Source organism: Rhizobium esperanzae (genome assembly GCF_002204185.1).
In the GTDB taxonomy this organism is placed as follows: Bacteria; Pseudomonadota; Alphaproteobacteria; order Rhizobiales; family Rhizobiaceae; genus Rhizobium; species Rhizobium esperanzae.
In genome coordinates, this window is record NZ_MXPU01000019.1 from 103,663 (window position 1) to 129,206 (window position 25,544).

Genomic DNA, 25,544 nt, shown 5'->3' on the forward strand with positions numbered 1-25,544 from the left:
TCCCCATGCCCGTCGCAAAAGCTCAGCCGACTACTGCGGCAATGGAGATCACGTTTGTACCATGCTAACAAGTCGTTTTTATTTGCTCCGCAACATATTGAAAAATAATGTGTTTAAAGGAATCTGTTTCGATTCTCGCAACATCCCAAACACCGCAGCGTCGCGCTGCGGTGGGTGACGCGACCCGCCGCCTAACTCGGTTGCACCATACCGGAGCGGCCGACGACGCAGTTGCGGCCGCTTTTCTTTGCCGCGTAGAGCCTGCCGTCGGCGGCGGTGAGCACCGTCGTAAAGCTGATGCCGTCCTCGTCAGCTGTCGCAACGCCGATGCTGACCGTCACCGGCTTGTCATCCGGCGTTTTGACGCTGGTCTCGATCGTCCAGCGCAGGCGATCGGCAAGCAGCAGCCCCTCCTCATGGCTTGTGCCGGGGCAGACGGCGACGAATTCCTCGCCGCCGAAGCGGAAGATGCGGTCGCTGGACCGCAGCGTCGTTCCGAGCCGGGCGGCGATCGCCTTCAGCACCTCGTCGCCCTGAAGATGGCCGTGACCATCGTTGACATTCTTGAAGTGATCCGCGTCGATAATGAGGACGGTGGCAAACAGCCCCTGCCTCAAGGCCTCACGTAGCATTAGCGGCGCTTCGAGTTCCATGCGCGTACGGTCATAGACGCCAGTGAGCATATCGCGGCCGGTGCGCTCCAGGAGGTCGTTATAGCGTTCGCGAAAGGTTAGATCACCGAAGACGTCGCTGATGGAGCGCGCGGCGGCGTCGGCGCCAAGGCGGCGGATCCGATATTCATAGGCGGCAAACATCGCCCCATAGAGGCAGACGGAGAGCATCTTCGCCTTCCAGCCACCCCAGAATACGGCGACCGGAACATCGAGGAAATAGTGCAGCGCGGCGAAGAAGCCGACCTGATCAAAAGTCAGCAGCACAAAGCCGGAGATCATGAAACGCAGGACGACACGCCTGCGGAAGAAATCGCCGAGTTTTTCGTAGAGCAGGATGATGCCGAGCGAATCGACAAAGAGCAGCGCCGTGCCCCAGATCATCAGCCAGCCCATCTCCTTAAGGAAATCGACGTCGGGCGTGTGGTTCGACGACAGCTGTAGCGGCTGATGCAACTGCAGCACCCAGGCGATGCCGACGGTAAGCAGATTGCCGAGAAACAAGCCGTAGATCGGCTGGCGCACCGTCGCGGCATCCTCCCACAGATACAGCATCAGGATCATCATCAGCTTGCCGGAGAAGAAGACGGATGAGCCCGGGGACACATCGCCGAACGGCAGCGAGACGTAAAAGACCGCCGCTAGGTAGGTCTCCATGAAATGCATGACGCCGAGCGCCGTCAAGAAAACCCCGAGGCCGAGCCGATGGCGGAAATGCAGAAGCGTCACCATCAGCACGAAATAGGCGATGGCTTCGACGACGAAGAGCGCGAGGTTGAGTGCCTCCATCACGGCACCGAGACGTCCGGCAGGCGTCTTCGCGGCCGGGCGGGCACTGCGATCACGACAGCGGATACTTTGATCGATCGTCTGAAAAATTGAAGCACAAGAGCGGCCCCGCAAATCCTGCAAACGATAGCTTTCGCCGCAATCCTTTAAGATTGCGTGTGCAAGATCACCTGACCGGAATCAGAACCGAGGACATACGATTGAAAGGCAATCGCCGAACGGGACCGGATTCCGATTTCAAACCTGACGGATCTTCTCGCCATCACTGAAGAGTGACGACCCATGCTGATCGATAATCTGCTGCGCCTTGCGCACCGTGCATTCGATTGCGTCGTCGGAGGAGGAAAACATATCGGCGCGGATGAAACTGCGCACCAGCACCTCGTCGCCGACCTTCTTTTCGATGCGGCCGGCCAGGCGATACTGGCTGCCTTCCTTACGCGGCTCCGCATAGATCGTGCAATCGCCGTAAAGCTGCGGCTCGCTGGACGGGCCTGCCGCCTGCGAGGCCGGTTTGGCCCCGCCGGTGAACATCGAAAAAAGATTGGAAATGAATGAAGCCATGTCGTGTCTCTAGCACGGCGGCCTTACGATCGCCAAGTCAAATGATCAGGTTAGCGAGGATCTCGTTTTCGGTGATATCCTCGTAACCCATGCCGGAGGCTTCGAAATTAGCAATCAGCCGGGCGAAATTCTCGGGCGCCTTGGTTTCGATGCCGATCAGGATCGAGCCGAAGTTGCGCTCCGATTTTTTCAGATATTCGAAGCGGGCGATATCGTCGTCGGGTCCGAGCAGATTGAGGAAATCCCTGAGCGCCCCGGGACGTTGGGCAAGCCTCAGGATGAAGTATTTCTTCAGCCCTGCGTAACGCATGGCTCTTTCCTTTACGTCAGGCAGGCGCTCGAAGTCGAAATTGCCGCCGGAGACGACGGCGACGATGGTCTTGCCGCGGATCGCCTGCCGATCCATCGCGGCGATTGCCGTCAGCGACAAGGCGCCGGCCGGCTCCAGCACGACGCCCTCGACGTTCAGCATCTCCTGGATGGTGACGCAGATGGCGTTTTCCGGCATCAGTTGCACTTGGCTTGCCGGAAAATCGCGAAGAGCGGCGAAATTCAGATCGCCGATGCGGGCGACCGCTGCGCCGTCGACGAAGTTGTCGACCTTAGCAAGCGTCGTCACCTTGCCTGCCTCGATGCTGCGTCTGAGGCTCGGCGCGCCGGACGGTTCGGCGAAGACAAAGGACGATTTCGGCACGACGCCGTCGAGATAACCGGTGATGCCGGCGGCCAGTCCGCCGCCGCCGACCGGCAGAACCACCATATCGGGCACCGTTCCCTCAGGCAGCTGCTGCATGATCTCGGCAGCGACCGTCGCCTGCCCCTCGATGATATCGGCATGGTCGAAGGGTGGCACCATGACGCCGCCGACCGCCTCGACATGCTCGCGCGCCGCCTGATAGCACTGATCGAAAAAGTCGCCGAACAGCCGGATGGTGATGAATTGCGCACCGAACATGCGGGTCTTGTCGATTTTCTGCTGCGGCGTCGTCACCGGCATGAAGACGACGCCCGGCACGCCGAAATGACGGCAGACATAGGCAAAGCCTTGGGCATGGTTGCCGGCCGAGGCGCAGACGAAGGTCTTGCCGGCCGCCCCCTGCCCGATCGCCTTGCGGAAAAAATTGAAGGCGCCGCGGATCTTATAGGAGCGCACCGGCGATAGATCCTCGCGCTTCAGCCAGATGTCGGCGCCGTAGCGGGCCGAGAGATGATCATTGAGCTGCAGCGGCGTTGCCGGAAAGAGGCTACGCATTGCCTCTTCGGCGCTTTCGACTTCAAGTCTCGTCACGGGCGTGGTCCATTCTCATGATTGGTCACCGCCGCTATGGCACAGGCCGGCGGCCAAAGGAAAGGATTCACTGACCGGCCGGCTCAGCCCATAGAGCCTTTCTTAAGCCAATCGCAAAATCGGCGGCAGATGAACTGATTTTAACTGTCAATGGAAAGGCCTGCCACTTATATGGAGCGATGATGATCTTCAAATTCGCAAGACCGCTCGCCTGGCTGCTGCTCGCCTTGATCCTCTTTGTCACGGTTTCGCCGATCGGACTGAGGCCGCATACGGTCACGACGGTCGATACGGACCGCGGCGGCGCCTATGTTCTTCTCGGCCTCGCCTTTGCGCTCGCCTATCCGAAACAGTGGAAACTGGTGGCCGTGCTGCTGATCATTGGGGCCGTTGGCATCGAATATCTGCAGTATTTCGCGCCGACCCGCCATCCGCGCCTGCATGACGCGGGCATCAAGGCCATGGGCGCCGCCCTCGGCCTCGTCGCCGGCTGGGTGATCAATAGATGGCGCGAGAGCAGAGCTCCAAACGGCCTGCCTTTCGCAGAACGCTGATTATTGCGGATCAGAAACCCGGCAAATCCGATGCCCAGAAAAACAGCGGTATCGCAGCCACAACAGTTGCAAGAACAAGGGCGACGCTCGTCTTGAATATCCGGACGCGCCGAATCCTGGTCCCGCTCCAATCGTAAACCATCGTCTTACTCCCAGAAGACAACACTTACTCGCCGCGGCGCAATCCTTGCACCGAAAATGTCATTGTCAAGCAATAACGCGCTTTTGCGCGCAATATACAGGCATATTCAAACACGATTATGCAGATTGTTGCGGCTAACCGAAGCATTATCGAACCAGTCCGCCTTCGTTCCCAACAGAACTACGGCGCGACAGCCTTCGCTTGGCTGCTCTCTTCGGCTCGCCGAGCCGAAGCTCACACAGCGTAGGCTGGTGCGGGCGACGGGGATCGAACCCGTATAGCCTAAGGCCGAGGGATTTTAAGTCCCTTGCGTCTACCAGTTTCGCCACGCCCGCTTGCGGCGTTTTCAATATCTTGCGTCATGGGCGATGGGAAGAGCCGTAGGGCGTAAAAATAATTTCGGCTCTGCCGGCCGCCGCCACGGAATGAATCAGCAGGCATATCAACGAGAAATCGAGCGTCAGCGCCGCTCGTTTCGTCGGGCCCGAGAAACTGGAAAAGGCGCGGCGGGCTCACGCCCATCGCGCCTTCATCATTTACGCATGGGGATCAAGGGAAGCCTTGGCGACTCTTCCGGAACCAGTTCCGGGATGCGCTTGACGGTGACGTCGGCACCAGCCGACCTCGCGCCTTCAGCAGCGGCATAGGCCTGGTTTCGATATGGCCGTAGGCCGAGTAATTAAAGAACGAGAACTTTCGCCGTCTTCCATTTTCCTTGAAACAGCGGGGGAATTTCGTAACCGGCGGATTTCTACCAGCGCCCAAGCCGAAGGCAGCCCTGCGGGGGAGAACTCAGTGTCCAACATCCGTAGACGAAAATTCGCTTGCGGTTCCGATTTGGCGCGAAAGTGACGCATCGGCCGGTGCTAACGAGCATGATATCGTCCGAAAACCGCTGACACTTTTCGGCGTCACGCGCGCGTGTTTGCAAAGCGGCCCAAGGACGCTACCTATTGACCAGCCTCACATCACGGAACATCCCATGAGCCATGACACCGTTGTCACCGCCGCCATGCTCGCCATCGGCGACGAACTCCTTTCCGGCCGCACCAAGGACAAGAACATCGGCCACCTCGCCGATCTGCTCACGCTCTCCGGCATCGATCTCAAGGAAGTGCGAATCGTCGCCGACGACGAGGAGGCGATCGTCGAGGCGCTGAATGCGCTTCGCGCCCGATATGATTACGTCTTCACCTCGGGCGGTATCGGGCCGACGCATGACGACATCACTGCCGATGCGATTGCCAAGGCTTTCGGTCTGCCCTGCGAATATGACGAAGCGGCAATGACCCTGCTGGCCGATATGTACCGTCGCCGCGAGATGGAATTCACCGAGGCGCGCCAGCGCATGGCCCGCATGCCGCAGGGTGCCGCCCATATCCCCAATCCGGTGTCGACGGCGCCCGGCTTCATCATCGGCAACGTCTATGTCATGGCCGGCGTGCCGCAGGTCTTTCAGGCGATGGTCGACAATGTGCTGCCGACGCTTCGAACCGGCATGCCGGTGCTCTCGCTCGCCATCGCCTGCCCTTATGGCGAGGGTGATATCGGCACCCCGCTTGCCGCAATTCAGAAAGCGCATCCGGATACCAGCATCGGTTCCTATCCGCGTTATATCGGCCAAAAATTCTCGACCGAGATCGTCGTGCGCGGCCGCTCGCAACCGGCAATCGATGCAGCCGGCGCCGAGGTCCACGCGATGATCGACGCCATCCGCCGGAACAAGGACATCGCAGAAAACCATTCCGCCGAGGCATGAGGGGCCGGACTTGATCCCCGTCAAGGAACGGGAGAACGGTCCGGTGCATTCCTTTTCTCGCGCCCGCCATTTCAGCGCAAGGAGAATTGATATGTCTTACAAAACCATTCTCGCCATTCTCGATACGGCAAACAATAGCGCCGCCGTTGCCGATTTCGCCTTTGCGATTGCCGCAGAAAGCGGTGCTCACGTGATCGGCCTGCATGCCGAAACCATATCGGCCGTGCCGCTGGTGGCACCGATGGAAATTCCCGATCCGGTCGCCGTCCAGGCGCTGCAGGATATGGCGCATGGTGAAACGGTCGCCGTGGAACGCATCTTTCAGGCGAAAGCGCAGGCTGCCGGCGCCTCCTCGGAATGGCGCAGCTTTGCCACCTCCACCGGCTACGGTTCCGCACCGCTGATCGAAAGCGCTCGCAGCGCCGATCTTTTGATCGCATCGCAGGCGGACCCGGCCAATCCCTCCGACAGTCACGTGGACGTCGACAGCTTCCTCTTCGAGACCGGGCGACCGGTGCTGATGATCCCTTACGTCATTCGCCAGCCGAAGCCGATTAAGCGCGTGCTGATCGCCTGGAACGGCTCGAAGGAGGCGGCGCGCGCGACCTTCGATGCGCTGCCCTTCCTGAAAGCGGCCGAGGAGGTGGAGATTTTTTCGGTCGACCCGGCCGATACCGCCCTGCAACCGCCGCTCACATCAGGAGCCGAGATCGCCGCCGCACTTGCCCGCCATGGCGTGAAGACGACGCTTGCGGCGGGCCACAGCGTCGACAGGAATGCCTCGCATGTCATCGAAAACCGGCTGTCGGACAGCAGCATCGATCTTCTCGTCATGGGCGCCTATACCCATTCCCGGCTCTGGCAGGCGATCTTCGGCGGCACGACGAAGAGCCTGCTGCAATCGATGACGGCGCTGACGCTGTTGTCGCGATGAGCGGCTGCTCTTGCGTTTTACCGGCAAATCCCGCTAATTGCTGCCACCGGTGAAGGCTTCCGGCCCCGGCCACGCCTCGCGCAGTAGCACGTGCGATCTCGCGCAGTTCCGGCTGCGCGATTTGCGTTTTGCCGCTGAAGCCGTCCGGTCGCCGGTAAACGGCGTTTCGTCTCTATTCATGCCGCGGAGCAGCCCGATGTCCCTTCCCGATAAAGCCTTTCCCGTTTCCTGGGATCAGTTCCACCGCGATGCGCGCGCCCTTGCCTGGCGGCTTGCCGGCCTCGACCAGGCCTTCAAGGCGATCGTCTGCATCACCCGCGGCGGCCTCGTTCCGGCCGCAATCATCTCGCGCGAGCTGAATATCCGGCTGATCGAGACCGTCTGCATCGCCTCCTATCATGACTATGTGAACCAGGGCGACATGGTGCTGCTCAAGGGAATTGCGCCCGAGCTTGCCGAAAACGGCGGCGAAGGCGTGCTCGTCGTCGACGATCTGACGGATACCGGCAAAACAGCCGCACAGGTGCGCACCATGCTGCCGAAGGCGCATTTCGCCTGCGTCTATGCCAAGCCGAAGGGTGTGCCGACCGTCGACACCTTCATCACCGAGGTCAGCCAGGACACCTGGATCTACTTCCCCTGGGATATGGGCTTCACCTACCAGGAGCCGATCGCCAAGGGCGCGCGTTGACCGCCGCAAAATCCGCAGCGCTGATTTCCTCCGCGAATCGGCATGCGCATTTGCGCCGGAAATGCCATCACAAGATTTGCCGCAGGACACTTTTTTGCCGCTGCGGCATTTTCCTTAGCCGGGAACGCCCGCAAGTCATTGTATTTTCAGCGCTCCCCGGCTTTCCCCAATCTCCACAGGCGCATCCACAAGATGTTGTGGTTACCATTCAATTAAAAACCAGCCCTTGACGGAATCAGCGGTTTCCAACTTTACTGTTCCTGGTGTTGCGGCGGCGACCGGACCGGAGGTACGAGCCCGGTTCCCTTTGAAAAACAAGACGCAGATTGAGGCTGTTGTGCCGGAACCGGCCCAGGCCAGAGAGGATTTCTGCGCGGTTTTCTGCCTCCAAAAAAAGTGACATCAGGGCTGGCGATAATAAGCTGTTAATACTATATTTAGTGTTTGCAGCCACCATCACCACAAGATACAGGAAGGACATCTCCGGATGACACCCCTGTCACAATACGGAAACGAGACTGGCTGCACGACGACAATGTGCCGCCGGATAGGAAATTTGCGCCCTGGGGACGGGCGCCAACGCGAGGTCAAGAACTATGCGCATCGAACGTCGTTTCACGAAAGCCGGCCAAGGCGCCTATGCGGATATCGAATTCCGCAAGGCGACGAGCGAGATCAAGAACCCGGACGGGTCAATCGTCTTCCGCCTCGAGAATATCGACGTTCCCGCGCAGTTCTCCCAGGTCGCGACCGACGTTCTGGCGCAGAAGTATTTCCGCAAGGCCGGTGTTCCCACCCGGCTGAAGAAGGTCGAGGAAAATGACGTTCCCTCCTTCCTGTGGCGCTCCGTTCCCGACGATGCCGCGCTGAAAACCCTGCCCAAGGACGAGCAGACCGGCTCCGAGATCGATGCGCGCCAGGTCTTTGATCGTCTCGCCGGCACCTGGACCTATTGGGGCTGGAAGGGCGGCTATTTCTCTTCGGAAGAAGATGCTGCCGCCTTCAAGGACGAGCTTGCCTATATGCTCGCCACCCAACGCGTCGCCCCGAACTCGCCGCAATGGTTCAACACCGGCCTGCACTGGGCCTATGGCATCGATGGCCCCGGCCAGGGCCATTTCTACGTCGATCCCTTCACCGGCAAGCTGACCAAATCCAAGTCGGCCTATGAACATCCGCAGCCGCATGCCTGCTTCATCCAGTCGGTCGAGGACGATCTCGTCAACGAAGGCGGCATCATGGATCTCTGGGTGCGTGAAGCGCGCCTGTTCAAATACGGCTCCGGCACTGGCTCCAATTTCTCGATGCTGCGCGGCGAAGGCGAAAAGCTTTCCGGCGGCGGCCGCTCCTCCGGCCTGATGAGCTTCCTGAAGATCGGCGACCGCGCCGCCGGCGCTATCAAATCGGGCGGCACGACGCGCCGCGCCGCCAAGATGGTGGTCGTCGACATCGACCATCCCGATATCGAGGAATACATCAACTGGAAGGTCAAGGAAGAGCAGAAGGTTGCGGCTCTCGTCACCGGCTCCAAGATTGTCGCCAAGCACCTGAAGGCGATCATGAAGGCCTGCTTCAATTGCGAAGGCGATAACGGCGATTGCTTCGACCCGGCCAAGAACCCTGCCCTGAAGCGCGAGATCCGCGCCGCCAAGAAGGACCAGGTTCCTGAAAACTACGTCCAGCGCGTCATCCAGTTCGCCCGCCAGGGCTACAAGGACCTCGAATTCAAGACCTACGACACGGACTGGGATTCGGAAGCCTACCTCACGGTATCGGGCCAGAACTCCAACAACTCCGTCTCGATCAAGGACGACTTCCTGCGCGCCGTGGAAAATGACGGCGAATGGAAGCTGACCGCCCGCAAGGACGGCAAGGTGATGAAAACGCTGAAGGCTCGCGATCTCTGGGAAACGATTTCCTACGCCGCCTGGGCGTCGGCCGATCCGGGCATCCACTTCAACACGACGATGAACGACTGGCACACCTCGCCGGCCGGCGGCCCGATCCGCGGCTCGAACCCGTGCTCGGAATACATGTTCCTCGACGACACGGCCTGCAACCTTGCCTCGCTGAACCTCCTGCAGTTCAAGGACAAGGCCACCAAGCGCATCAATATCGGCGACTACGAACACGCCGTTCGCCTGTGGACCGTCGTGCTCGAAATATCGGTGATGATGGCGCAGTTCCCGTCGAAGCGCATTGCCGAACTCTCCTACGAATACCGAACGCTCGGCCTCGGCTACGCCAATATCGGCGGCCTGCTGATGTCGTCGGGCATCCCTTATGACTCGGCCGAAGCCCGTGCCATTGCCGGTTCCCTGACCGCGATCATGACCGGCATCTGCTATGCAACCTCGGCCGAAATGGCTGCCGAGCTCGGGCCCTTCCCGAACTTCGCGCCGAACCGCGAGAGCATGCTGCGGGTCATCCGCAACCATCGCCGCGCTGCTTACGGCGAAACCTCGGGCTATGAGGCCCTGTCGATCGACCCGGTCGCGCTGATCCATTCGGAAAATCCGGATCAGGATCTTGCCGCCCATGCCAAATCGGCCTGGGACAAGGCACTCGAGCTCGGCGAGAAGCATGGCTATCGCAATGCCCAGGTCTCGGTGATCGCGCCGACCGGCACGATCGGCCTCGTCATGGATTGCGACACGACCGGCATCGAGCCGGACTTCGCCCTCGTCAAGTTCAAGAAGCTCGCCGGCGGCGGCTACTTCAAGATCATCAACCGCGCCGTGCCGGAAGCGCTGCGCACGCTCGGCTATTCCGAAAGCCAGATCGCCGAAATCGAAGCCTATGCCGTCGGCCACGGCAATCTGAACCAAGCGCCGGCAATCAACCCGTCGACGCTGAAGGCGAAGGGCTTCACCGATGAGAAGGTGGAAGCCGTCAACGCTGCGCTGAAGAGCGCCTTCGACATCAAGTTCGTCTTCAATCAGTGGACGCTCGGCGCCGACTTCCTGAAGGAGACGCTGAAGGTTTCCGACGAGCAGCTCGCCGACATGAGCTTCAACTTGCTCGACCACATCGGCTTCTCGAAGAAGGACATCGAAGCCGCCAACATCCATGTCTGCGGTGCGATGACGCTGGAAGGCGCGCCCTTCCTCAAGGCAGAGCATCTGCCGGTCTTCGATTGCGCCAATCCTTGCGGCAAGATCGGCAAACGCTATCTCTCCGTCGAAAGCCATATCCGCATGATGGCGGCTGCCCAGCCCTTCATCTCGGGCGCGATTTCCAAGACGATCAACATGCCGAACGAGGCGACCGTCGAGGATTGCAAGAACGCCTACATGCTGTCCTGGAAGCTCGGCCTCAAGGCCAACGCCCTCTATCGCGACGGCTCGAAGCTGTCGCAGCCGCTCAACGCCTCGCTGATCGAAGACGAGGACGACGAGGATGCGCTGGAGGAACTGCTGCAGGCGCCGGTCGCAGCCCAGGCCGTGACCGTCACCGAGAAGATCATCGAGCGGGTGATCGAACGGGTTTCGCGCGAACGTGAGAAGCTGCCGAACCGCCGTCAGGGTTATACCCAGAAGGCCGCCGTCGGCGGACACAAGGTCTATCTCAGAACCGGCGAATTCGGCGACGGCCGCCTCGGCGAGATCTTCATCGACATGCACAAGGAAGGGGCTGCCTTCCGTGCGATGATGAACAACTTCGCCATCGCCATCTCGCTCGGCCTGCAATATGGCGTGCCGCTCGAGGAATATGTCGAGGCCTTCACCTTCACCAAGTTCGAGCCGGCCGGCATGGTCATCGGTAACGATGCGATCAAGAACGCCACCTCGATTCTCGACTATGTCTTCCGCGAACTGGCCGTCTCCTATCTCGGCCGTCATGACCTCGCCCATGTAGACACGTCGGATTTTTCGAACACGGCGCTCGGAAAGGGCATCCAGGAAGGCAAGACCAACCTGCTCTCCACCGGCTGGACCCGTGGCTACAAGCCGACGCTGGTTTCCGGCACCGGCGGCGAACGCCAGGCGGGCGAACCCAAGGGTGCGGCCACCGCGGCCCCTGCCCGCGCCGCTTCCACCGGCACCGTCACCGCCTTTGCAGGTGCCGCGGCCCGCAAGCTGGAGCCGACGGTTGCCGTCTCCACCTCCGAAATCGTCGCCTTCAAGCGCGATTACGAGGAACGCGCCAAGGAACTGGCCGAAGAGATCGCCGAAGAGGTGAGCGAGGAAATCACCAGCGACGCCACTGCCCTCTTCTCCGACAAGGCGGCAGCCGACGCGGCAACCGCCAAGACCGAAGCCAAGAAGGTGGAAGCCGAACGCCGCCAGCGCTCGATCATGCAGGGCTATACCGGCAACATGTGCTCGGAATGCCAGAACTTCACGATGGTGCGGAATGGCACCTGCGAGAAGTGCGACACGTGCGGTGCGACGAGCGGCTGCAGCTGAGCAGGCTTGCGGTTCTGCAGTGTCTGTTGAGAAATCGAAGCTAGGTCTGGCTAAAAGCCTCTGAAATTGGCCATTTCCGACAGAAGAAATGGCCAACCCGTCCGGACACTAAAAAGTGCGCGGACGGTGGCCCGTTTTGCGAATTCGCAGCGAATAGCCTCCCTGCATCAGCCTGCGATCTGCGGTATCGAAATGGGTTGATGCCTGCCCGAAGACCTGCTGCGGTTCTCCTCGCAGATCGGAACTCAGGACGACGTCCAGAGTTCGTCTGCGAGGTGGAGCTTAATTCGATTTCGGACAAGACGCGTTCCAAGCTCGATTGAACAGCGTCATGCCGAAATCCGCAGGATGCTCAAGTTCGCAAAGGCAGGACGAAACGACTGACCTCCCAGTGACATCCGCCTAGTTTGCGAGCTGTATCGAGGCCCTTCATGCCCCAGGAGGCAACAGCAACGAAGCTTAACCGAGGACATCGGCCTCGCAATAAAATGACCCCGAAACCAATGCTGTCGAAACACCGCCTCATCCTTCTGCGCCATGCCAAATCCGCCTGGCCCGACGGTGTGGCCGACCGTGAACGGCCATTGGCGGATCGCGGGCGCAAGGCAGCACCCGTCATCGGCACCTATATGGTGCGCGAAAAGCTGATCCCCGATCTCGCCCTTGTCTCGCCGGCCCGCCGGGCGCAGGAAACATGGAAGCTCATCCGCCGGGCCCTTTCGAAAAAGGTCTCCGAACGCGAGGCGCCGGATATCTACGAGGTGTCGGCCGATCGCATCCTCGATGTGATCCGAACCGTCGAACCTGGTGTCCGCACGCTGCTCATCGTCGGCCACAATCCCGGCATGGAGAATGCGGCCTCGCTGATCGCGCCGGACGGTGATGCCGATGCCGTGGGACGCATGCGGGAGAAGTTCCCGACGGCGGGACTCGCCGTCATCGACCTCGATCTCGACGGATGGGACGAGATTGCGGCGGGCACCGGTTATCTCGAGCGGTTCGTAACGCCGGGATCTTTGGGATAATAAAGCCACTTTCCGGTTGAATTGGCGAATGGGCCACGATCCTGATTCTGTCCGCGCCGTTTCCGAACGCGCGGCTTTCGTCCGGCCAGTACTTACCTCAAGCAGCGCACGGCCGATCGGCTCGTTGACTGCCCATTCGATGGGAATTTCAGGGACAACCCACAATGTTCGGACAAGATAGGCAGCCTCCAGCAGCGCAGCGAATATTCGCTCGTTCGATCGTCAACAACCGCTCCGATTAGAATTATCGCGTTTCATCACACCCCTTGGTAATCAACGCTTCAATGTTCGCCGCTTCCCGCCGCGCGTGATTCTTTACTTCGACCGCTAACATCAGGGTGGACCGTTCGGAATGATCACGACAACATCGAACTGGCGGCATCGAGTTTCACGTTCCAGCCCACATCAGCTGTTGGCATGCGCTCCGGTTCATGGCGGCGACGATCATTTCGAAGTAGGCATCTTCTGAGATCATCTAGTTCTATCCTGGACTTGCTTCGGATCCGGCGAACTCTGACGGGAGCGTCACTAGTCGATGCCAATGCTCAAAACCCGACAATCAGGATCGGGCACCATCGCGGAGCCGGGCTTGAATTCGATGCTCCGCCCGGCGATCACCCGCAACTTCTGGGCTCGACACGTCAACTGAAATGGAGCGCGCGCCCCTTGGCGATGGCCTCCTCCAGCCGCCCGCGAGACGTGCCTGCAAGGCGCTCGACGCCCATCAATCTCGCAAGCGAGAGAGCGGGGTCGGCTTCATCGAATAGCCCAGGATTAGACGTGACCAGCGCTGCAAGCTCAGCCAACGGTATGTCCGCCACCGGCCGACGGCTCTCACCGGCACCTACACGGTACGGCAACACTTCTGTGACCGTACCCCTCTTCCAAACGAAGTACCCGCTGGACTCAGAGGTTCTGTCGAGGTGCTTCAGATGAAGGGCGATCCGCTCGCGGATCCGTGCTCCAGTCCGGAGCCAGCCGTGTGCACGTGCGATCCTCTGAGCCAGAACATCTTCCTTCATCGGCGCTTCGGCTTCGATGACAGCATCGACCATGGCCTGAAGTGTGGCGCGGTAGGAAAACTCGAAGAAGTCGTTCGGACGCGACTTGAACGCCGTCAGGTCTGCGATGCGATACGTTAAGTCATTTGAGTGCGTGGCTATGGGAACTTCCAAATGCCCGCCAGCGCAAACCTCCTCTGGCGCGGCAGCGAACAGATCTTGAACAATGATGTTATAATCAGGATCGGCCGGAGATTCGATGGCAGCCGAATCGACACCATTGAGCGCAATGGACTCGCCATCCGAAACCTTATCGAGTAGCTCGGTTGGCCCCGTTTCAATCGGCTCGGCCGCCTGCCTACTTTGATCTAGCAACTCGTTAAGTGCGTGATGCAGACGATCGGCAGCGCCCTGTCGGTCGAACCACCAATCGGTCGACCAGACCCGGACGATATTCCACCCGAGCCCCCGCAGTACTTGCTCGCGGACCTTGTCGCGATCCCGAGCCGTCGCCGAGCTGTGATAAGTTGCGCCATCGCACTCTACCCCGGCAAGGTAGGCTCCCGACTTGTCGGGGTGCTTCACGCCTATATCGATGCGGAAGCCGGATATGCCGACCTGCGGCACGAGATGCCAACCACGCTTGGAAAGCTCTTCGGCGACAGCCTCCTCGAACGGCGACTCCAAGCCGCCGACCGACCCGTGATCTTGTGCGGGCAGAGCGATAGCACCACGGTCTGCAAAATCCAGGAACGTCTTCAGATGATGGACACCTACGGCCTTGGTCCGCGCAGTGTCGATCTGATCTGCCCGGAAGCCCGAAAAGACTGACAGTTCCTGCCGCGCACGGGTCACCGCGACGTTCAGGCGTCGCTCGCCGCCGTCTCGGTTCAGGGCGCCGAAATCCATGCTCCTTTTCCCGGCCGAGTCTTCAGTGAAGGTGATTGAGAAGAGGATCGTATCACGCTCGTCCCCCTGCACGTTCTCAAGGTTCTTCACGATGGCCGGTTCAATCCTTTCTTCGGAGAAGAACCACTCCAGCTCCGGGCTTGCACGGCGGGCCTCGTCGAGGAAATCCTGAATCAGGGACTGCTGCTGCGCGTTGAATGTAATTATCCCGATTGTCGGCCGCTCGCCCTCTGAGAGCTTCAGCCACGAACGCATTCGCCCCACCGCCTCGTCTGCAACGGCGCGTGCTTCGACCTTGTTGGTGCGGGTCTTGCCGCGATCGTAGATGCCGTTCGGTACAGGCCTCAGGCTAACCGCCCTGTCCTCCACCGTCGGCGAAGGGAAAGTGATGAGGCGGTTTTGGTAGTAGTGATGGTTCGAGAAGGCGATGAGCGACTCATTGCGGCTGCGATAGTGCCATCTCAGGTCGCGAACGGGGATCCCCGCTGTCTTAGCCTCGTCGAGGATGCTCTCGAGATCCCGTTCGTGTTCGCTGACATCTTCCTCCTCTTCGTTGCGCCCGAAGAAGTTCGTGGGCGGCAGTTGTTTGGGATCCCCTACGATGATCGTCTGGCGACCGCGGGCGATCGCTCCTACCGCATCCCAGGTGGTGATCTGCGACGCCTCGTCGAAGATCACGACATCGAACAGTGCTTGGTCTGGAGGGAGATACTGCGCGATCGACAGCGGCGACATCAACATGCATGGCGCGAGCTTTGAGAAGCTGTTGGGCATCCCGCCGATGATTTCCCGGATAGAACGGCTCGGACGTTGAAGCTCCATCTGATGCCGGAGCAGACCGAGTTCAGACTGTCTGGGAACGCCCTGCACAGGGGGAAGCCCATGCGCCAGAGAAGAAGCGACGCGCCCTGCAGCAGCCTTCCTTACGATGTCGTCGATATCCCGGAAGTCGGCCACCGCATGCTCGTGCTCGAAGCGGCGGAACTCCCGAAGAACTGGATTGGCATCGATCGCGAGAGGGAGCCACCACCGGGCGTACCCGAGATGAAACGCGGCCTCCGTTTCCGAAGAAGGGACTGCGCCATCTTCAATGCCTTTGATCAGCCCGAAGAGCCCCTTCGCTCCCGCCTCCTGGCGAACACGGCACCAAGCTACCCAGTCGCGAAGCACCTGACGGGCAGCGGCAAGATCGTTCAGCCGACGCGGCAACGACGTGAATACCTGGTCGGGATACACCGACGTGATATCCTTGCCCGACACCGAAGCGAACGCCTTCTCTGCCTCAAGGAAGTTGGAAAAAGCCGCCAGGAAGTCTCTGGCAGTTAGGCGAACCGATGCATCAGGGGATGCCGACGCCAGGACGGGCGCGATTGCCTGGGCAATCCCCCTCACCTCCTCGGCGGCCCTACCGAGCCGTATAAGACTGTCACGCACGCGCTGCGCTCCGGACAGCCTACGCTCAACGTGCTCGACGTCCGTTTGCAGCCCTGCGAAACCCGATCGCTTGCCGGAAAGGAGGTTTGCCTGAATCGCGGCGGATTGTTGCTTCATTCGCTTAAGGTGAGTGAAGTCCTTCTCCGGGTCGGGTGTGCCGCCGTTCGAATAGGACTTCAGCAGCTTTCTCACGCGCCGCTTTCCAAGCCAGCTTTTTGGCCATATAGATGCGGATGCTTCGCGCCACTCGTTCTCCAACTGCTCGAGCGGGATAGAGGCGAGCGTGTCGTGTGCGAAGGGTGCCGCCAAATTCCCTTCCGCGGCGCGGTACGCCTGGATCGCTCCGCTGAGCTCTGCCAGAGCACCCTGAAGCTGGGCGAACTCTCGGTCGAATGCGATGCTGACATCCGTCCCTGCCGTTGAGCACAATGTATCCGCCAAGCCCGCGAGCCTTTGCAGATCGGCGATCGGAGCGTCGGTCTCGGCAGATAGTCCGAGCTCACGCACGAAGGCCTGATGGGCATCTTGCAATCGGATGATCTTCTCTTTCAGCGCAGATGCGGAGGATAACAACTGCTCCTGCCAGCTTGATGACCACTCCGGCCTGTCAACGAGTTCCAGGGACGGCTGCCGATCAACGGCACCAAACACACGACCCAGATCGGCGGCGAGAGCACTCAGGTTCCGGTAAGCGGCTTCATCGTGAGCATCGAGGGCGTCGAAAGAGAGAGTCGGCGCGTAGGCATCTGCCCCTTTGGATGCCACCCCGATAGCCTTATAGACACTCAGCCCGTTGTTGTGGCGATGATGGAGGCCTTCCACGTAGGCGTTGAGTTGGTCGCGGCGGAACCTAAGCTTTTCGTTTACATTGATCCATTCCTGTCCATCGGAACGAACCGACGCCTCCCAGGACCGTTTCAACTGGGAAACAAAACTCCTCCTGTCCGCCTTGTTCGAATGCAGTTCAAGGCAGTGGTCGCCGAGGCCGTGTTCGCGGAGACGGCGATACACGACATCGAGCGCCGCGGTTTTTTCTGCGACGAAAAGCACGGTCCTGCCGATCGCGAGGCAGTTCGCGATCATGTTTGCGATCGTTTGGCTCTTCCCTGTTCCGGGAGGGCCGATCACAACGAAATCCCTCCCCTCGGCAGCGGCGATGCTAGCGGCGATCTGCGAGGAATCGGCCGGAAGGAGGCATATGATGTCCTTGGGCTGGAAGCGGCGGTCGATCTCGCGCTCGTCGGCGAAAGTGTCGTCCGATGTGAACACCTGGTCGGGCGTGTCGATAAGGTGCTTTACGACCCTGTTGTGGCGAAGCGCGTCCGTACGCTCGACAAGATCCTTCCACATCAGGAACTTTGCGAACGAGAACGTCGACAGAGCAACTTCGTCCACTACCTCCATTCCCGGCACATCTCTGACGGCTTGGCGCATGGTAGCCAGGAGTCGTGGAACATCAACACCGTGCTCATCCAGCGGTAAAGCTCCAGCGAACTGCGGCAGGCGCAAGTCGAAGTCCCGCTCAAGGAACTGCAGAAGGGTGGCATTGAACCGGGGCTCGTCCTCGTGGAAGCGCAGGCCAAATCGGGAGGAGGCGCTCTTCCTCTCCAGTTTGACGGGAACCAGAAGCAAAGGGGCACGGTAGCTTCGTTCGTCCTCGGGTTTCTTCTTCCAACGCAGGAAGCCCACCGCGAGGAAGAGAGTATTTGCTCCACCCTCGGCGAAATCGTTCTTGACCTGACGATGGAGCTCGATCAGCCGCTTTTCCAGCTCCTTTACATGGAGCTTCGATGGCAGTTCGTCGCGCAGAAGGGCCTCGGTCGCGAATTGGCGCTGCAGATCTTCACCGCGGGTCTCTCGGAAGAGCGCTTCATCACGTTCACCGACAGGATTCTGATCCGGTAGGGAAATGAGCCGGATCGAAGATCCGGAGGCCAGGCGATCCTCCAGAAAGGAGACATCGCTGCATAGAAATGGGATTGTCTTCTGACTATCCGGGAAGTTTAGGAGGCGATTGCGCAAAGTCAGGTCGAGCAGCTTCTTCTGCCAGCGATCTATGCGGCCTGCCGCAGTCGTGGGCTTCTCTTCGACGACGTCCGCCGGGAGGGCCTCGAATGTCGGCATCTCAGGGAGCGGCAACGCGCTCGGATGATCATCATCTGGCGCGTCCGCCGAACGCTGAAGCGGTTGATGCGATGCAAGAGGCGTTACACCGCCGCTCCGGGCACGTCGAACGTCGATCGCCGCCACGAAAGAATGGCGCTGGCTCTCGTCGAGACGAGCCTCGACCAGTCGTCGGGCATGGTCTAGAATCATGGCGGGGCGATGGGTGAGCCCCGTGGTTTCGAACACTACCAGCTCGCGCGCCGCGAGTGCCTTGCGAACCTCCATGAGATCCGTCTCAATTGCATTCGCCAGCGTCCTCTGGGTCAACCATACGCCGACAGCCGCGTGGCCGTTGAACGTGAAAATGATGGCGTGCAGACCCGATGCCTCCAGTGCCGATGCGAGTAGGAGCGTGAGATCCAAGCAGTTCGCGAGCCGCTGTTCGAGAATGTCTGTCGGCCGTCGAATCTTCTGCCCCCTCTGCTCAAAACTGGCCGGAGCTTCGGCATAGTGCAGCCCGAGTGCGGAAATTGCAGAGTACACAGAGGCAGCGAGCATGAATGTTCTTTTCGGGTCGCCACTCTGGTAACCGTCCAAGCCTGAAGAATGTCCATGTGCTGCGAGCTGGTCTGCGGCAGACCTCAGAATTCTGGCCACGGCAGGATCGTTCGGCATGACGAAGGCTGGCAGGATCTGAGCCATGTCATTGACACCGCCCCACTCGTCACGCGCGAGGAGGCGCACCGGAACGTGGATCTCGGAAAGCAGGGATCCGCGCGATGTCAGCGTGAGGGTGATCTCGCCGCGCTCGGCCTCATTCAATCCGGCGAGGTACGACGAATCGAGATCTACCTTTCGGTCGGTTAGAGAGATTTCGTCTCCTGCGACGATCCTATCGATCATCCACGTCTTGGCGCGCACGAATTGGGGATTGGCTACGAGACGAAGTTGGCATTCCTCAAGGTTGTCGTTTGTCGGGTTCACGACTCTGACCGACCTTAGCACAGGAATGGCGTTCTGAAATGATGCGTATGTAAAACTTGGCGCAATATCAGCGACAATCGCCACATTGGCTTGAACAATATCCAGCATGATGTAATCCCCACCCTTCACGGCCAGAGAATTACCACTTTCGAGAGTGTTTCAAGCACATTCTAATGGAAACGCACAAAAATCACCTTGAAGCCGACTTTGCGCCTAGAAGGGTAGAAAGTCGAACAGGCGCTTGCTCAATCTCGCCACCCAATACGGCTTCACTGTGCCGGCAAGCAACGGCGGGCCGGACGATGGCGGCAGCGACGTTTGATAGAACCGGTTGAGCATCGCGTCGCAGACGTAGTGCCCCCAGTTCGCCAGATACTCCGTCTCCTCACCGCCGAGAAAATGAAGATAGGTGCCGACCTGCGCCGGGACGACCGACGACGGCGGCAGCGTGTAAGAGGCGTAGGGTTTGAGTTCGGCGTCCTTGCTGTCGATCGACCAGTAGACACCATGGGTTCTTGCGCGCAGCGCCGATTTCGCGAGATCGTCGAGGCCAAGCCTGTCGGCCTGTTTTGCAGCCTTGAAGCCGCCGATCAGGTCTCGCCGCCGCAACGACCTCACCTGGTTGTCCGTCGTATCGAGAACGCGCTTGAGCTGCGAGAGATAGTTCCAGTATCCGCGGGTCGAGGAGCGCCAAGGCGCGCCGGCATCGCTGACAAGTAGAAAGTCGCAGCGTTTCAGCGCCGGCTCGATGCCGTGATTGTCGTAGACGCCGCCGTCGCTCAATATTGCCCGGCTCGGAGCAACCGGTTCGCCAACGGTGTTATCGAGTTTTTCCCTCTTCCATGAAAACTGCGCCAGGTCCAATCGCAGCGGTGACAGCACCGGCGGGAATGCGGCCGAAGCGGCAACCGCGGTCGCGAGCGAAAGTGCCGGATGGAACGACACCCCGATCCGATAATCCGCGATATAGCGGTTGGACATGCGGAAGAGCGAACCGGTGCTGAGATTGCTGGCGCAAAATACGAACCAGGGCGAGCTCGGAAGATCTCTGAGGCTTGGCGATTTTCCATCGAACAGATGTCGCTCGTAAAGTTTCGCGGCTTCCGCCGCCGCGCTCGAAAAGGGATTTAACAGGCCCTTCAGGAAGCTCGGCCCATCAGCGAATAGCTGACTGAAGGCCAGAACGCGATCCAGATATTCGGTCCTGAAGTTGACGGCGATGTCGTTCTCGAAGATCAGCCGGGGCCAGATATAGGCGAGCAGGCCGGAGGCGATGGATCCGCCCGAGACCGAGGAGATCATATCGAGCTTTGCGAGAAGGCCGGCCTCGTTCAGCCTCGCCAGCGATCCCGCATGGAATAGCATGGCCCGGTAGCCGCCGCCCGAAAGGCAAAGACCGAGTTGGTAGCGCTCGGCCGGCTTCTCCGGGTCGTCAGATCCAGAGCGGACGCTGTTTTCCTCAGGATGCTCGTCTGCTGACATGCTCTGTCGTATCACGTTAAGAAGGGTGGCGACATTCGCTGTATATCAGAAGAAATGTCATAGCGGATTTACCACGAGATCGGCGTCCGTCCTCTTTCACTTCGATCCACAGGCCAAGCCCTCTGCAGGGTTGCACGATCAGTCTTGCAAAACATCCTTCGCGATGTTCAATAACACCAGCGAAAGTGGGGGAATCGATGCGTCACATCGTGGCTGGGTTGTTGTTTTTATGCGCGTTTCCTCTGTCTGCGGCAGAGATCACGCGAGGGCCGTTGGAAGGTGACACGGACTTGATCTCGGTCACGGGCGTCTTGAACGACGGTGACGAAATCGTCTTCAGAAACCTGGCTGCCGCCTCCAGCAAGGCCCTTGTGTTTCTGAACAGCGAGGGCGGGGATCTCAAAGCCGGGATCGAGATCGGGCGGGCCGTCCGCCTTCGAGGCTTTGCCACGGCGACCCCGCCGGGCACCTTGTGCGCGTCAGCCTGCGTTTCCGCACGATCCTATGCGCACGGTGACGGCCTTCTACTCGGCGCTCGCAGCAGCCGATGGTGAAACCGCCTCGGCGCTGGTCATTCCGGAAAAGCGTGGCCAGGGGCCCTTCAATGAAGCATCAATCCACGCCTTCTTCGGCGCGATGTCGCAGCCGCTCAAACTCACAGGCACGGCGCTGCGCGGCACTGATGACGTCCGGGTTTCCTACGAATACGTCACCAATGAGGGCCGTCGCTGCCAGGGTCGCGCCGCTGTCCTGACCACCTACGTGTTTGGCAAGACCCTGGTCTCCAGGATCAAGGCGCTTGACGGCTGCTAGCGTATCGGCCGCAAATCGGAACGATTTTCGGGAAAGCAGGACGTGTACGTTGATGCCGGCTTGCTCAGACAACTGCCGCACATTATCGGCGGACCGGTGATATCTATTCTGCATGGTGCGTGAGTTGGTATCGCATTTGTGCCACTCCAGTTTACTCCGGCTTCGCCTTCAGGCCGTAGCACCAGTCGACGCGATTGAGCAGCGAACCGAGTTCGTCGCGCCGTTTGCACGCCACTTGCGTCTCGGTGCCCAGCGATCGACTCGTGCGACAGATGTCGTCCAGTCCTGTCCGCTGACGGATCAACCGGTCCGGGGCCTTGGCACCCTTGTCCGTGGCGAGCACCTTTCCGGTCTCGGACTCGATCTGCCATCATAGACGCGTGCAATTGATTTCGGCTATGTCGCCTGCACCGACACATTTGACCAGCGAGGCCGTTCGTGACTTCTCCCTATGACGATCACGCCTTCGACCTGAGGAATGATCCCGATTTCTTCGCCCTTCTTACCGGCAGCTACAAGCGCATCGTCGGCCGCGCCCTCGTCGAGGATGGGCAGGGGCCGGATTGGCTTTACAGCCATGCTCCTTTCGTCGTCCTCGCCCACAATACCCTGCCCGACCCGCGCTTCATCTACGCAAACCGGACCGCGCAGAACTGCTTCGAATATAGCTGGGACGAATTCATCATGCTGCCGTCGCGGCTTTCGGCCGAGCAGCCTGATCGCGCCGAACGCCAGCGGCTGCTGGACGCCGTCACGCGCGATGGGTTTGTCGACAACGGACGCGGCCTCCGGGTGGCGAAATCGGGGCGCCGTTTCTGGGTCGAAAATTTCACTGTCTGGCAGCTCATCGATGAGACGGGAAAGCGGTTGGGCCAGGCGGCGATATTTTCATCGTGGCAGGATGCGTAGTTCCTACGGCTTCACGCGGTCCGGATGTGCTGCCTGGAAGGCGGGGAGGTCGGCGCATCTGGCGTCGATATCGCTGATGCGTCTGAAAGCAGTCATATCAACTCCCCAGCGGCAGGCATTGTAGACCTGGGGAACAAGGCAGAGATCGGCCATCGACGGCGTGCCGCCAAAGCTGAACGCGCCGTCGGATTCACCGAGCATAATCTCCACCTTGCGAAGTCCATCGCCGATGAAATGCTTCATCCATTCCTCGCGAGCTTCCGCCTGGTCGGTCAGCGTCAGAAGATGCGAGACGACATGCAGATTGCAGATCGGATGGATATCCATGGCAATTGCATACGCGAGAGCGCGCACTCTATGGCGATCGGAGCTATCGGACGGCAGCAACCCGTACTCCGGCCGAGACTCGGCCAGATATTCGATGATGGCCAGCGACTGTGTCAGCGTTTTCCCATCGATCACAAGTGTCGGCACGAGCCCCTGCGGATTGAGCGCGAGATAGTCCGGCATTCTGTGCGCACCGTCGAGCAAGTTGATCGGCACGGTCTGGTAGTCGAGGCCCAGAAGATTGAGCGCGATCCGCACGCGATAACTCGCCGATGACCGCCAGTAGTCGTAGAGAATGATCTCGTTCATCGCCGGTCGGCTCCCTCGTATCGTCCGACCGTCTGCTCGATCGCTCCGAAGATCGAATGGCCGGCATGGTCCTTCATCTCGATTCGGACTTGGTCGCCGAACCTCATAAAGGGCGTCTTCGGTGATCCGCTCTCGATCGCCTCGATCATCCTCAGTTCGGCAATGCAGGAATAGCCATCTCCCCCCGCGTCCACCGGCTTGCCGGGGCCGCCATCGAGCTTGTTGGAGACCGTGCCGGAACCGATGATCGTTCCAGCCACCAGGTGGCGGGTTTTCGCGGCATGGGCAATCAGCCGGCCGAAGTCGAAGGTCATGTCGATGCCGGCATTCGCCTTGCCGAATGGTCTGCCATTCAGGCTCACGAGCAGAGGCAGGTGCAGCTTGCTGCCGTCCCACGCCTCTTCTAGCTCGTCCGGCGTCACTGCGACCGGCGAGAATGCCGAGGCCGGCTTGGACTGGAAGAAACCGAAGCCTTTCGCCAGCTCGTCCGGGATGAGGGCGCGGAGCGACACGTCGTTGACGAGCATCACCAGACGAATGGCGCCTACGGCGGCTTCCGGGCTAGAACCCATGGCAACGTCGCCGGTGATAACGGCAACCTCGCCCTCCATGTCGATCCCATAGGCCTCGTCCGCCATCAGGATTGGATCGCGCGGTGCGAGAAAACCGTCAGAGCCACCTTGATACATCAACGGATCGGTCCAGAAGCTCGCCGGCATCTCGGCGCCGCGCGCCTTGCGCACCAGCTCCACATGGTTGACGTAGGCCGAGCCGTCGGCCCATTGATAGGCACGCGGCAGGGGCGATGCGGCGTCATGTTCGTGAAACCGCATCGTCGGCTGGGCGCCAGTCTCGATGCCTTCGGCAACCAGCCGAAGCCTCGGAGCGACATGCTCCCAGTCGTCGAGCGCCGCCTGCAGGCTGCGGGCGATGTGGCCGACTTCCGAACAGCGGGTCAGATCGCGGGAAACGACCACCAGGCGGCCGTCCCTGGTGGAGTCCTTCAAGGTCGCTAGTTTCATGTCTCAATTCCACTGCCGGAGGAGCCGATCTTCATTTGATGCCGGGGGTTCCGTCGAACTTGCGTTCGAGGCCATCCCAGCATTCGAGGTAATCGTCCTGCAGCGTTTCGAGCTCGGCCGCATATTTGGTCAGCTGCTGCGGGTAGCGGGTCTCGAACATGAAGGCCATGGTGTGATCGAGCTTCACTGGTTTGAGTTCGCTGTTGGATGCCTTTTCGAAGGCGAGCGCATCCGGGCCGTGGGGCAGCATCATATTGTGCAGGCTGATCCCGCCAGGCACGAAGCCCTCCTCCTTTGCGTCGTACTGGCCATGGATCAGGCCCATGAACTCGCTCATGATATTGCGGTGATACCAGGGCGGGCGGAAGGTGTGTTCGGCGACCAGCCAGCGCGGCGGAAAGATCACGAAATCGACATTCGCCGTGCCGGCATCTTCGGTCGGCGCCGTCAGCACCGAGAAGATCGACGGGTCGGGATGATCGAAGCTGATTGCGCCCACCGGCGAAAACGTCCGCAAGTCGTATTTGTAAGGCGCGTAATTGCCGTGCCAGGCAACCACATCAAGCGGCGAGTGGCCGATCTCGGTGACATAGAATTTGCCGCACCATTTCACATGGACGCGGCAGGGTATTTCCTTGTCTTCAAAGGCGGCGACCGGCGTCTTGAAGTCGCGCGGGTTTGCCAGGCAATTGGCGCCGATCGGCCCGCGGTCCGGCAATGTGAATTTGGCGCCATAGTTCTCGCAGATATAGCCGCGCGAGACCGTCTGCTCGCCCACTGTCATGATCTTGAACATCATGCCGCGGGGAATGAGGCATATCTCCAGCGGCTCGACATCCATGATGCCCATTTCGGTGAACACCCTGATGGCGCCGAGCTGCGGCACGATCAGCAGTTCGCCGTCGGCGTTGAAGAAGTAATCGTCGACCATGTCTTCATTGAAGACATAGGCATGCGCCGACATGCCGACCTGGGTCGCGGCATCGCCTGCCGTCGTCATCGTCCGCACCCCTTGCAGAAAGCTCAGCCTCTCCTCAGGCGCGGGGATCGGATCCCAGCGCAGCTGGCCAAGCGGCAGCGAATGCTCGTCGAGACAAGGCGCGGTTTTCCAGAGCGGATAGGACGCGTTCGAAAAGCGGCGGGTGTGACGCACGCTCGGGCGAATGCGGTACAGCCAGGACCGTTCATTCGTGCCGCGCGGCGCGGTGAAGGGCGAGCCGGAAAGCTGCTCGGCATAAAGGCCGTAATTGCATTTCTGCGGGCTGTTCTGGCCCTGCGGCAAGGCGCCGGGCAGCGACTCCGTCTCGAAATCGTTGCCGAAACCCGGCATATATTTCAGTCTGTTTGCGGTCGCCGCTTCCGCATCGGCGGCCTGGATCGCTGTCTGGTCCATGCTCAACTCCTCCCCGAAAACTCTACTGC

At 60.2% G+C, this 25,544-nt stretch carries 16 protein-coding genes, 1 tRNA gene and 1 pseudogene; 8 read left to right on the forward strand and 10 right to left on the reverse strand.

Going from position 1 to position 25,544, the window contains the following annotated elements; genetic code table 11:
• Positions 1–191 precede the first annotated feature (191 nt).
• From B5E41_RS24585 to ilvA, 3 genes are all read right to left on the reverse strand, one after another.
• Positions 192–1,463, reverse strand: a complete 1,272-nt coding sequence (locus B5E41_RS24585; protein ID WP_176439479.1) for a GGDEF domain-containing protein — start codon at positions 1,461–1,463, stop codon at positions 192–194.
• Between the two features lie 234 nt (positions 1,464–1,697).
• Positions 1,698–2,024 carry an HlyU family transcriptional regulator gene (locus B5E41_RS24590; protein WP_088396437.1) on the reverse strand — a complete coding sequence of 109 codons (327 nt, stop codon included), beginning with the start codon at positions 2,022–2,024 and terminating at the stop codon, positions 1,698–1,700.
• A gap of 37 nt (positions 2,025–2,061) precedes the next feature.
• Positions 2,062–3,312, reverse strand: coding sequence for a threonine ammonia-lyase (gene ilvA / locus B5E41_RS24595; RefSeq protein WP_088396438.1), 1,251 nt, complete (start codon positions 3,310–3,312; stop codon positions 2,062–2,064).
• A 179-nt stretch (positions 3,313–3,491) separates the two neighbouring features.
• Here ilvA and B5E41_RS24600 point away from each other — a divergent pair, with 179 nt between their 5' ends.
• Positions 3,492–3,866, forward strand: coding sequence for a VanZ family protein (locus B5E41_RS24600; protein ID WP_088396439.1), 375 nt, complete (start codon positions 3,492–3,494; stop codon positions 3,864–3,866).
• A 391-nt stretch (positions 3,867–4,257) separates the two neighbouring features.
• Here the strand turns inward: B5E41_RS24600 and B5E41_RS24605 are convergent.
• A tRNA-Leu gene (locus tag B5E41_RS24605) sits at positions 4,258–4,343 on the reverse strand.
• A 647-nt stretch (positions 4,344–4,990) separates the two neighbouring features.
• Here B5E41_RS24605 and B5E41_RS24610 point away from each other — a divergent pair.
• From B5E41_RS24610 to B5E41_RS24630, 5 genes are all read left to right on the forward strand, one after another.
• Positions 4,991–5,767: a competence/damage-inducible protein A gene (locus tag B5E41_RS24610; RefSeq protein ID WP_088396440.1), complete on the forward strand. Its 777-nt coding sequence runs from the start codon at positions 4,991–4,993 to the stop codon at positions 5,765–5,767.
• A 91-nt stretch (positions 5,768–5,858) separates the two neighbouring features.
• The gene (locus B5E41_RS24615; protein WP_088396441.1) at positions 5,859–6,701 is read left to right on the forward strand and encodes a universal stress protein; all 843 of its coding nucleotides are present in this window, start codon (positions 5,859–5,861) and stop codon (positions 6,699–6,701) included.
• 196 nt (positions 6,702–6,897) lie between these two features.
• A complete protein-coding gene (gpt, locus tag B5E41_RS24620; protein ID WP_064810155.1) occupies positions 6,898–7,392 on the forward strand; it encodes a xanthine phosphoribosyltransferase in 495 nt (164 codons plus the stop codon).
• A gap of 596 nt (positions 7,393–7,988) precedes the next feature.
• Positions 7,989–11,801, forward strand: coding sequence for a vitamin B12-dependent ribonucleotide reductase (locus B5E41_RS24625; protein WP_088396442.1), 3,813 nt, complete (start codon positions 7,989–7,991; stop codon positions 11,799–11,801).
• Between the two features lie 488 nt (positions 11,802–12,289).
• Positions 12,290–12,826, forward strand: a complete 537-nt coding sequence (locus B5E41_RS24630; protein ID WP_088396443.1) for a SixA phosphatase family protein — start codon at positions 12,290–12,292, stop codon at positions 12,824–12,826.
• Positions 12,827–13,467: 641 nt separating this feature from the next.
• Here the strand turns inward: B5E41_RS24630 and B5E41_RS24635 are convergent.
• Together B5E41_RS24635 and B5E41_RS24640 are read right to left on the reverse strand one after the other, a co-directional pair.
• On the reverse strand, positions 13,468–19,368 hold the full coding sequence (locus B5E41_RS24635) for a DUF3320 domain-containing protein (RefSeq protein ID WP_088396470.1): 5,901 nt from the start codon (positions 19,366–19,368) through the stop codon (positions 13,468–13,470).
• Between the two features lie 105 nt (positions 19,369–19,473).
• The gene (locus B5E41_RS24640; protein ID WP_088396444.1) at positions 19,474–20,742 is read right to left on the reverse strand and encodes a patatin-like phospholipase family protein; all 1,269 of its coding nucleotides are present in this window, start codon (positions 20,740–20,742) and stop codon (positions 19,474–19,476) included.
• Positions 20,743–21,246: 504 nt separating this feature from the next.
• Here B5E41_RS24640 and B5E41_RS32430 point away from each other — a divergent pair.
• Positions 21,247–21,555 carry a hypothetical protein gene (locus B5E41_RS32430; protein WP_245303149.1) on the forward strand — a complete coding sequence of 103 codons (309 nt, stop codon included), beginning with the start codon at positions 21,247–21,249 and terminating at the stop codon, positions 21,553–21,555.
• Positions 21,556–21,672: 117 nt separating this feature from the next.
• Here the strand turns inward: B5E41_RS32430 and B5E41_RS24650 are convergent.
• A pseudogene (locus tag B5E41_RS24650) lies at positions 21,673–21,922 on the reverse strand (hypothetical protein); the annotation flags it as partial.
• Between the two features lie 71 nt (positions 21,923–21,993).
• Here B5E41_RS24650 and B5E41_RS24655 point away from each other — a divergent pair.
• A complete protein-coding gene (locus B5E41_RS24655; protein WP_088396445.1) occupies positions 21,994–22,464 on the forward strand; it encodes an MEKHLA domain-containing protein in 471 nt (156 codons plus the stop codon).
• 3 nt (positions 22,465–22,467) lie between these two features.
• Here the strand turns inward: B5E41_RS24655 and maiA are convergent, their stop codons facing one another.
• Genes maiA through hmgA form a run of 3 tightly spaced genes read right to left on the reverse strand, consistent with a single transcriptional unit; the run spans position 22,468 to position 25,515 of the window.
• Positions 22,468–23,100, reverse strand: coding sequence for a maleylacetoacetate isomerase (maiA, locus tag B5E41_RS24660; RefSeq protein ID WP_088396446.1), 633 nt, complete (start codon positions 23,098–23,100; stop codon positions 22,468–22,470).
• Positions 23,097–24,122: a fumarylacetoacetate hydrolase family protein gene (locus tag B5E41_RS24665; RefSeq protein ID WP_088396447.1), complete on the reverse strand. Its 1,026-nt coding sequence runs from the start codon at positions 24,120–24,122 to the stop codon at positions 23,097–23,099. The genes maiA and B5E41_RS24665 overlap by 4 nt, the downstream gene beginning before the upstream one ends.
• A 31-nt stretch (positions 24,123–24,153) precedes the next feature.
• On the reverse strand, positions 24,154–25,515 hold the full coding sequence (hmgA, locus tag B5E41_RS24670; protein WP_088396448.1) for a homogentisate 1,2-dioxygenase: 1,362 nt from the start codon (positions 25,513–25,515) through the stop codon (positions 24,154–24,156).
• Positions 25,516–25,544 lie beyond the last annotated feature (29 nt).

Coding starts and splice junctions, on each gene's coding strand:
- B5E41_RS24625 (WP_088396442.1), top strand. CDS start 7,989: ATGCGCATCGAACGTCGTTTCACGAAAGCCGGCCAAGGCGCCTATGCG.
- B5E41_RS24600 (WP_088396439.1), top strand. CDS start 3,492: ATGATGATCTTCAAATTCGCAAGACCGCTCGCCTGGCTGCTGCTCGCC.
- B5E41_RS24640 (WP_088396444.1), bottom strand. CDS start 20,742: ATGTCAGCAGACGAGCATCCTGAGGAAAACAGCGTCCGCTCTGGATCT.
- B5E41_RS24615 (WP_088396441.1), top strand. CDS start 5,859: ATGTCTTACAAAACCATTCTCGCCATTCTCGATACGGCAAACAATAGC.
- B5E41_RS24630 (WP_088396443.1), top strand. CDS start 12,290: ATGACCCCGAAACCAATGCTGTCGAAACACCGCCTCATCCTTCTGCGC.
- B5E41_RS32430 (WP_245303149.1), top strand. CDS start 21,247: ATGCGCACGGTGACGGCCTTCTACTCGGCGCTCGCAGCAGCCGATGGT.
- B5E41_RS24610 (WP_088396440.1), top strand. CDS start 4,991: ATGAGCCATGACACCGTTGTCACCGCCGCCATGCTCGCCATCGGCGAC.
- gpt (WP_064810155.1), top strand. CDS start 6,898: ATGTCCCTTCCCGATAAAGCCTTTCCCGTTTCCTGGGATCAGTTCCAC.
- maiA (WP_088396446.1), bottom strand. CDS start 23,100: ATGAACGAGATCATTCTCTACGACTACTGGCGGTCATCGGCGAGTTAT.
- B5E41_RS24635 (WP_088396470.1), bottom strand. CDS start 19,368: ATGCTGGATATTGTTCAAGCCAATGTGGCGATTGTCGCTGATATTGCG.
- B5E41_RS24665 (WP_088396447.1), bottom strand. CDS start 24,122: ATGAAACTAGCGACCTTGAAGGACTCCACCAGGGACGGCCGCCTGGTG.
- hmgA (WP_088396448.1), bottom strand. CDS start 25,515: ATGGACCAGACAGCGATCCAGGCCGCCGATGCGGAAGCGGCGACCGCA.
- B5E41_RS24590 (WP_088396437.1), bottom strand. CDS start 2,024: ATGGCTTCATTCATTTCCAATCTTTTTTCGATGTTCACCGGCGGGGCC.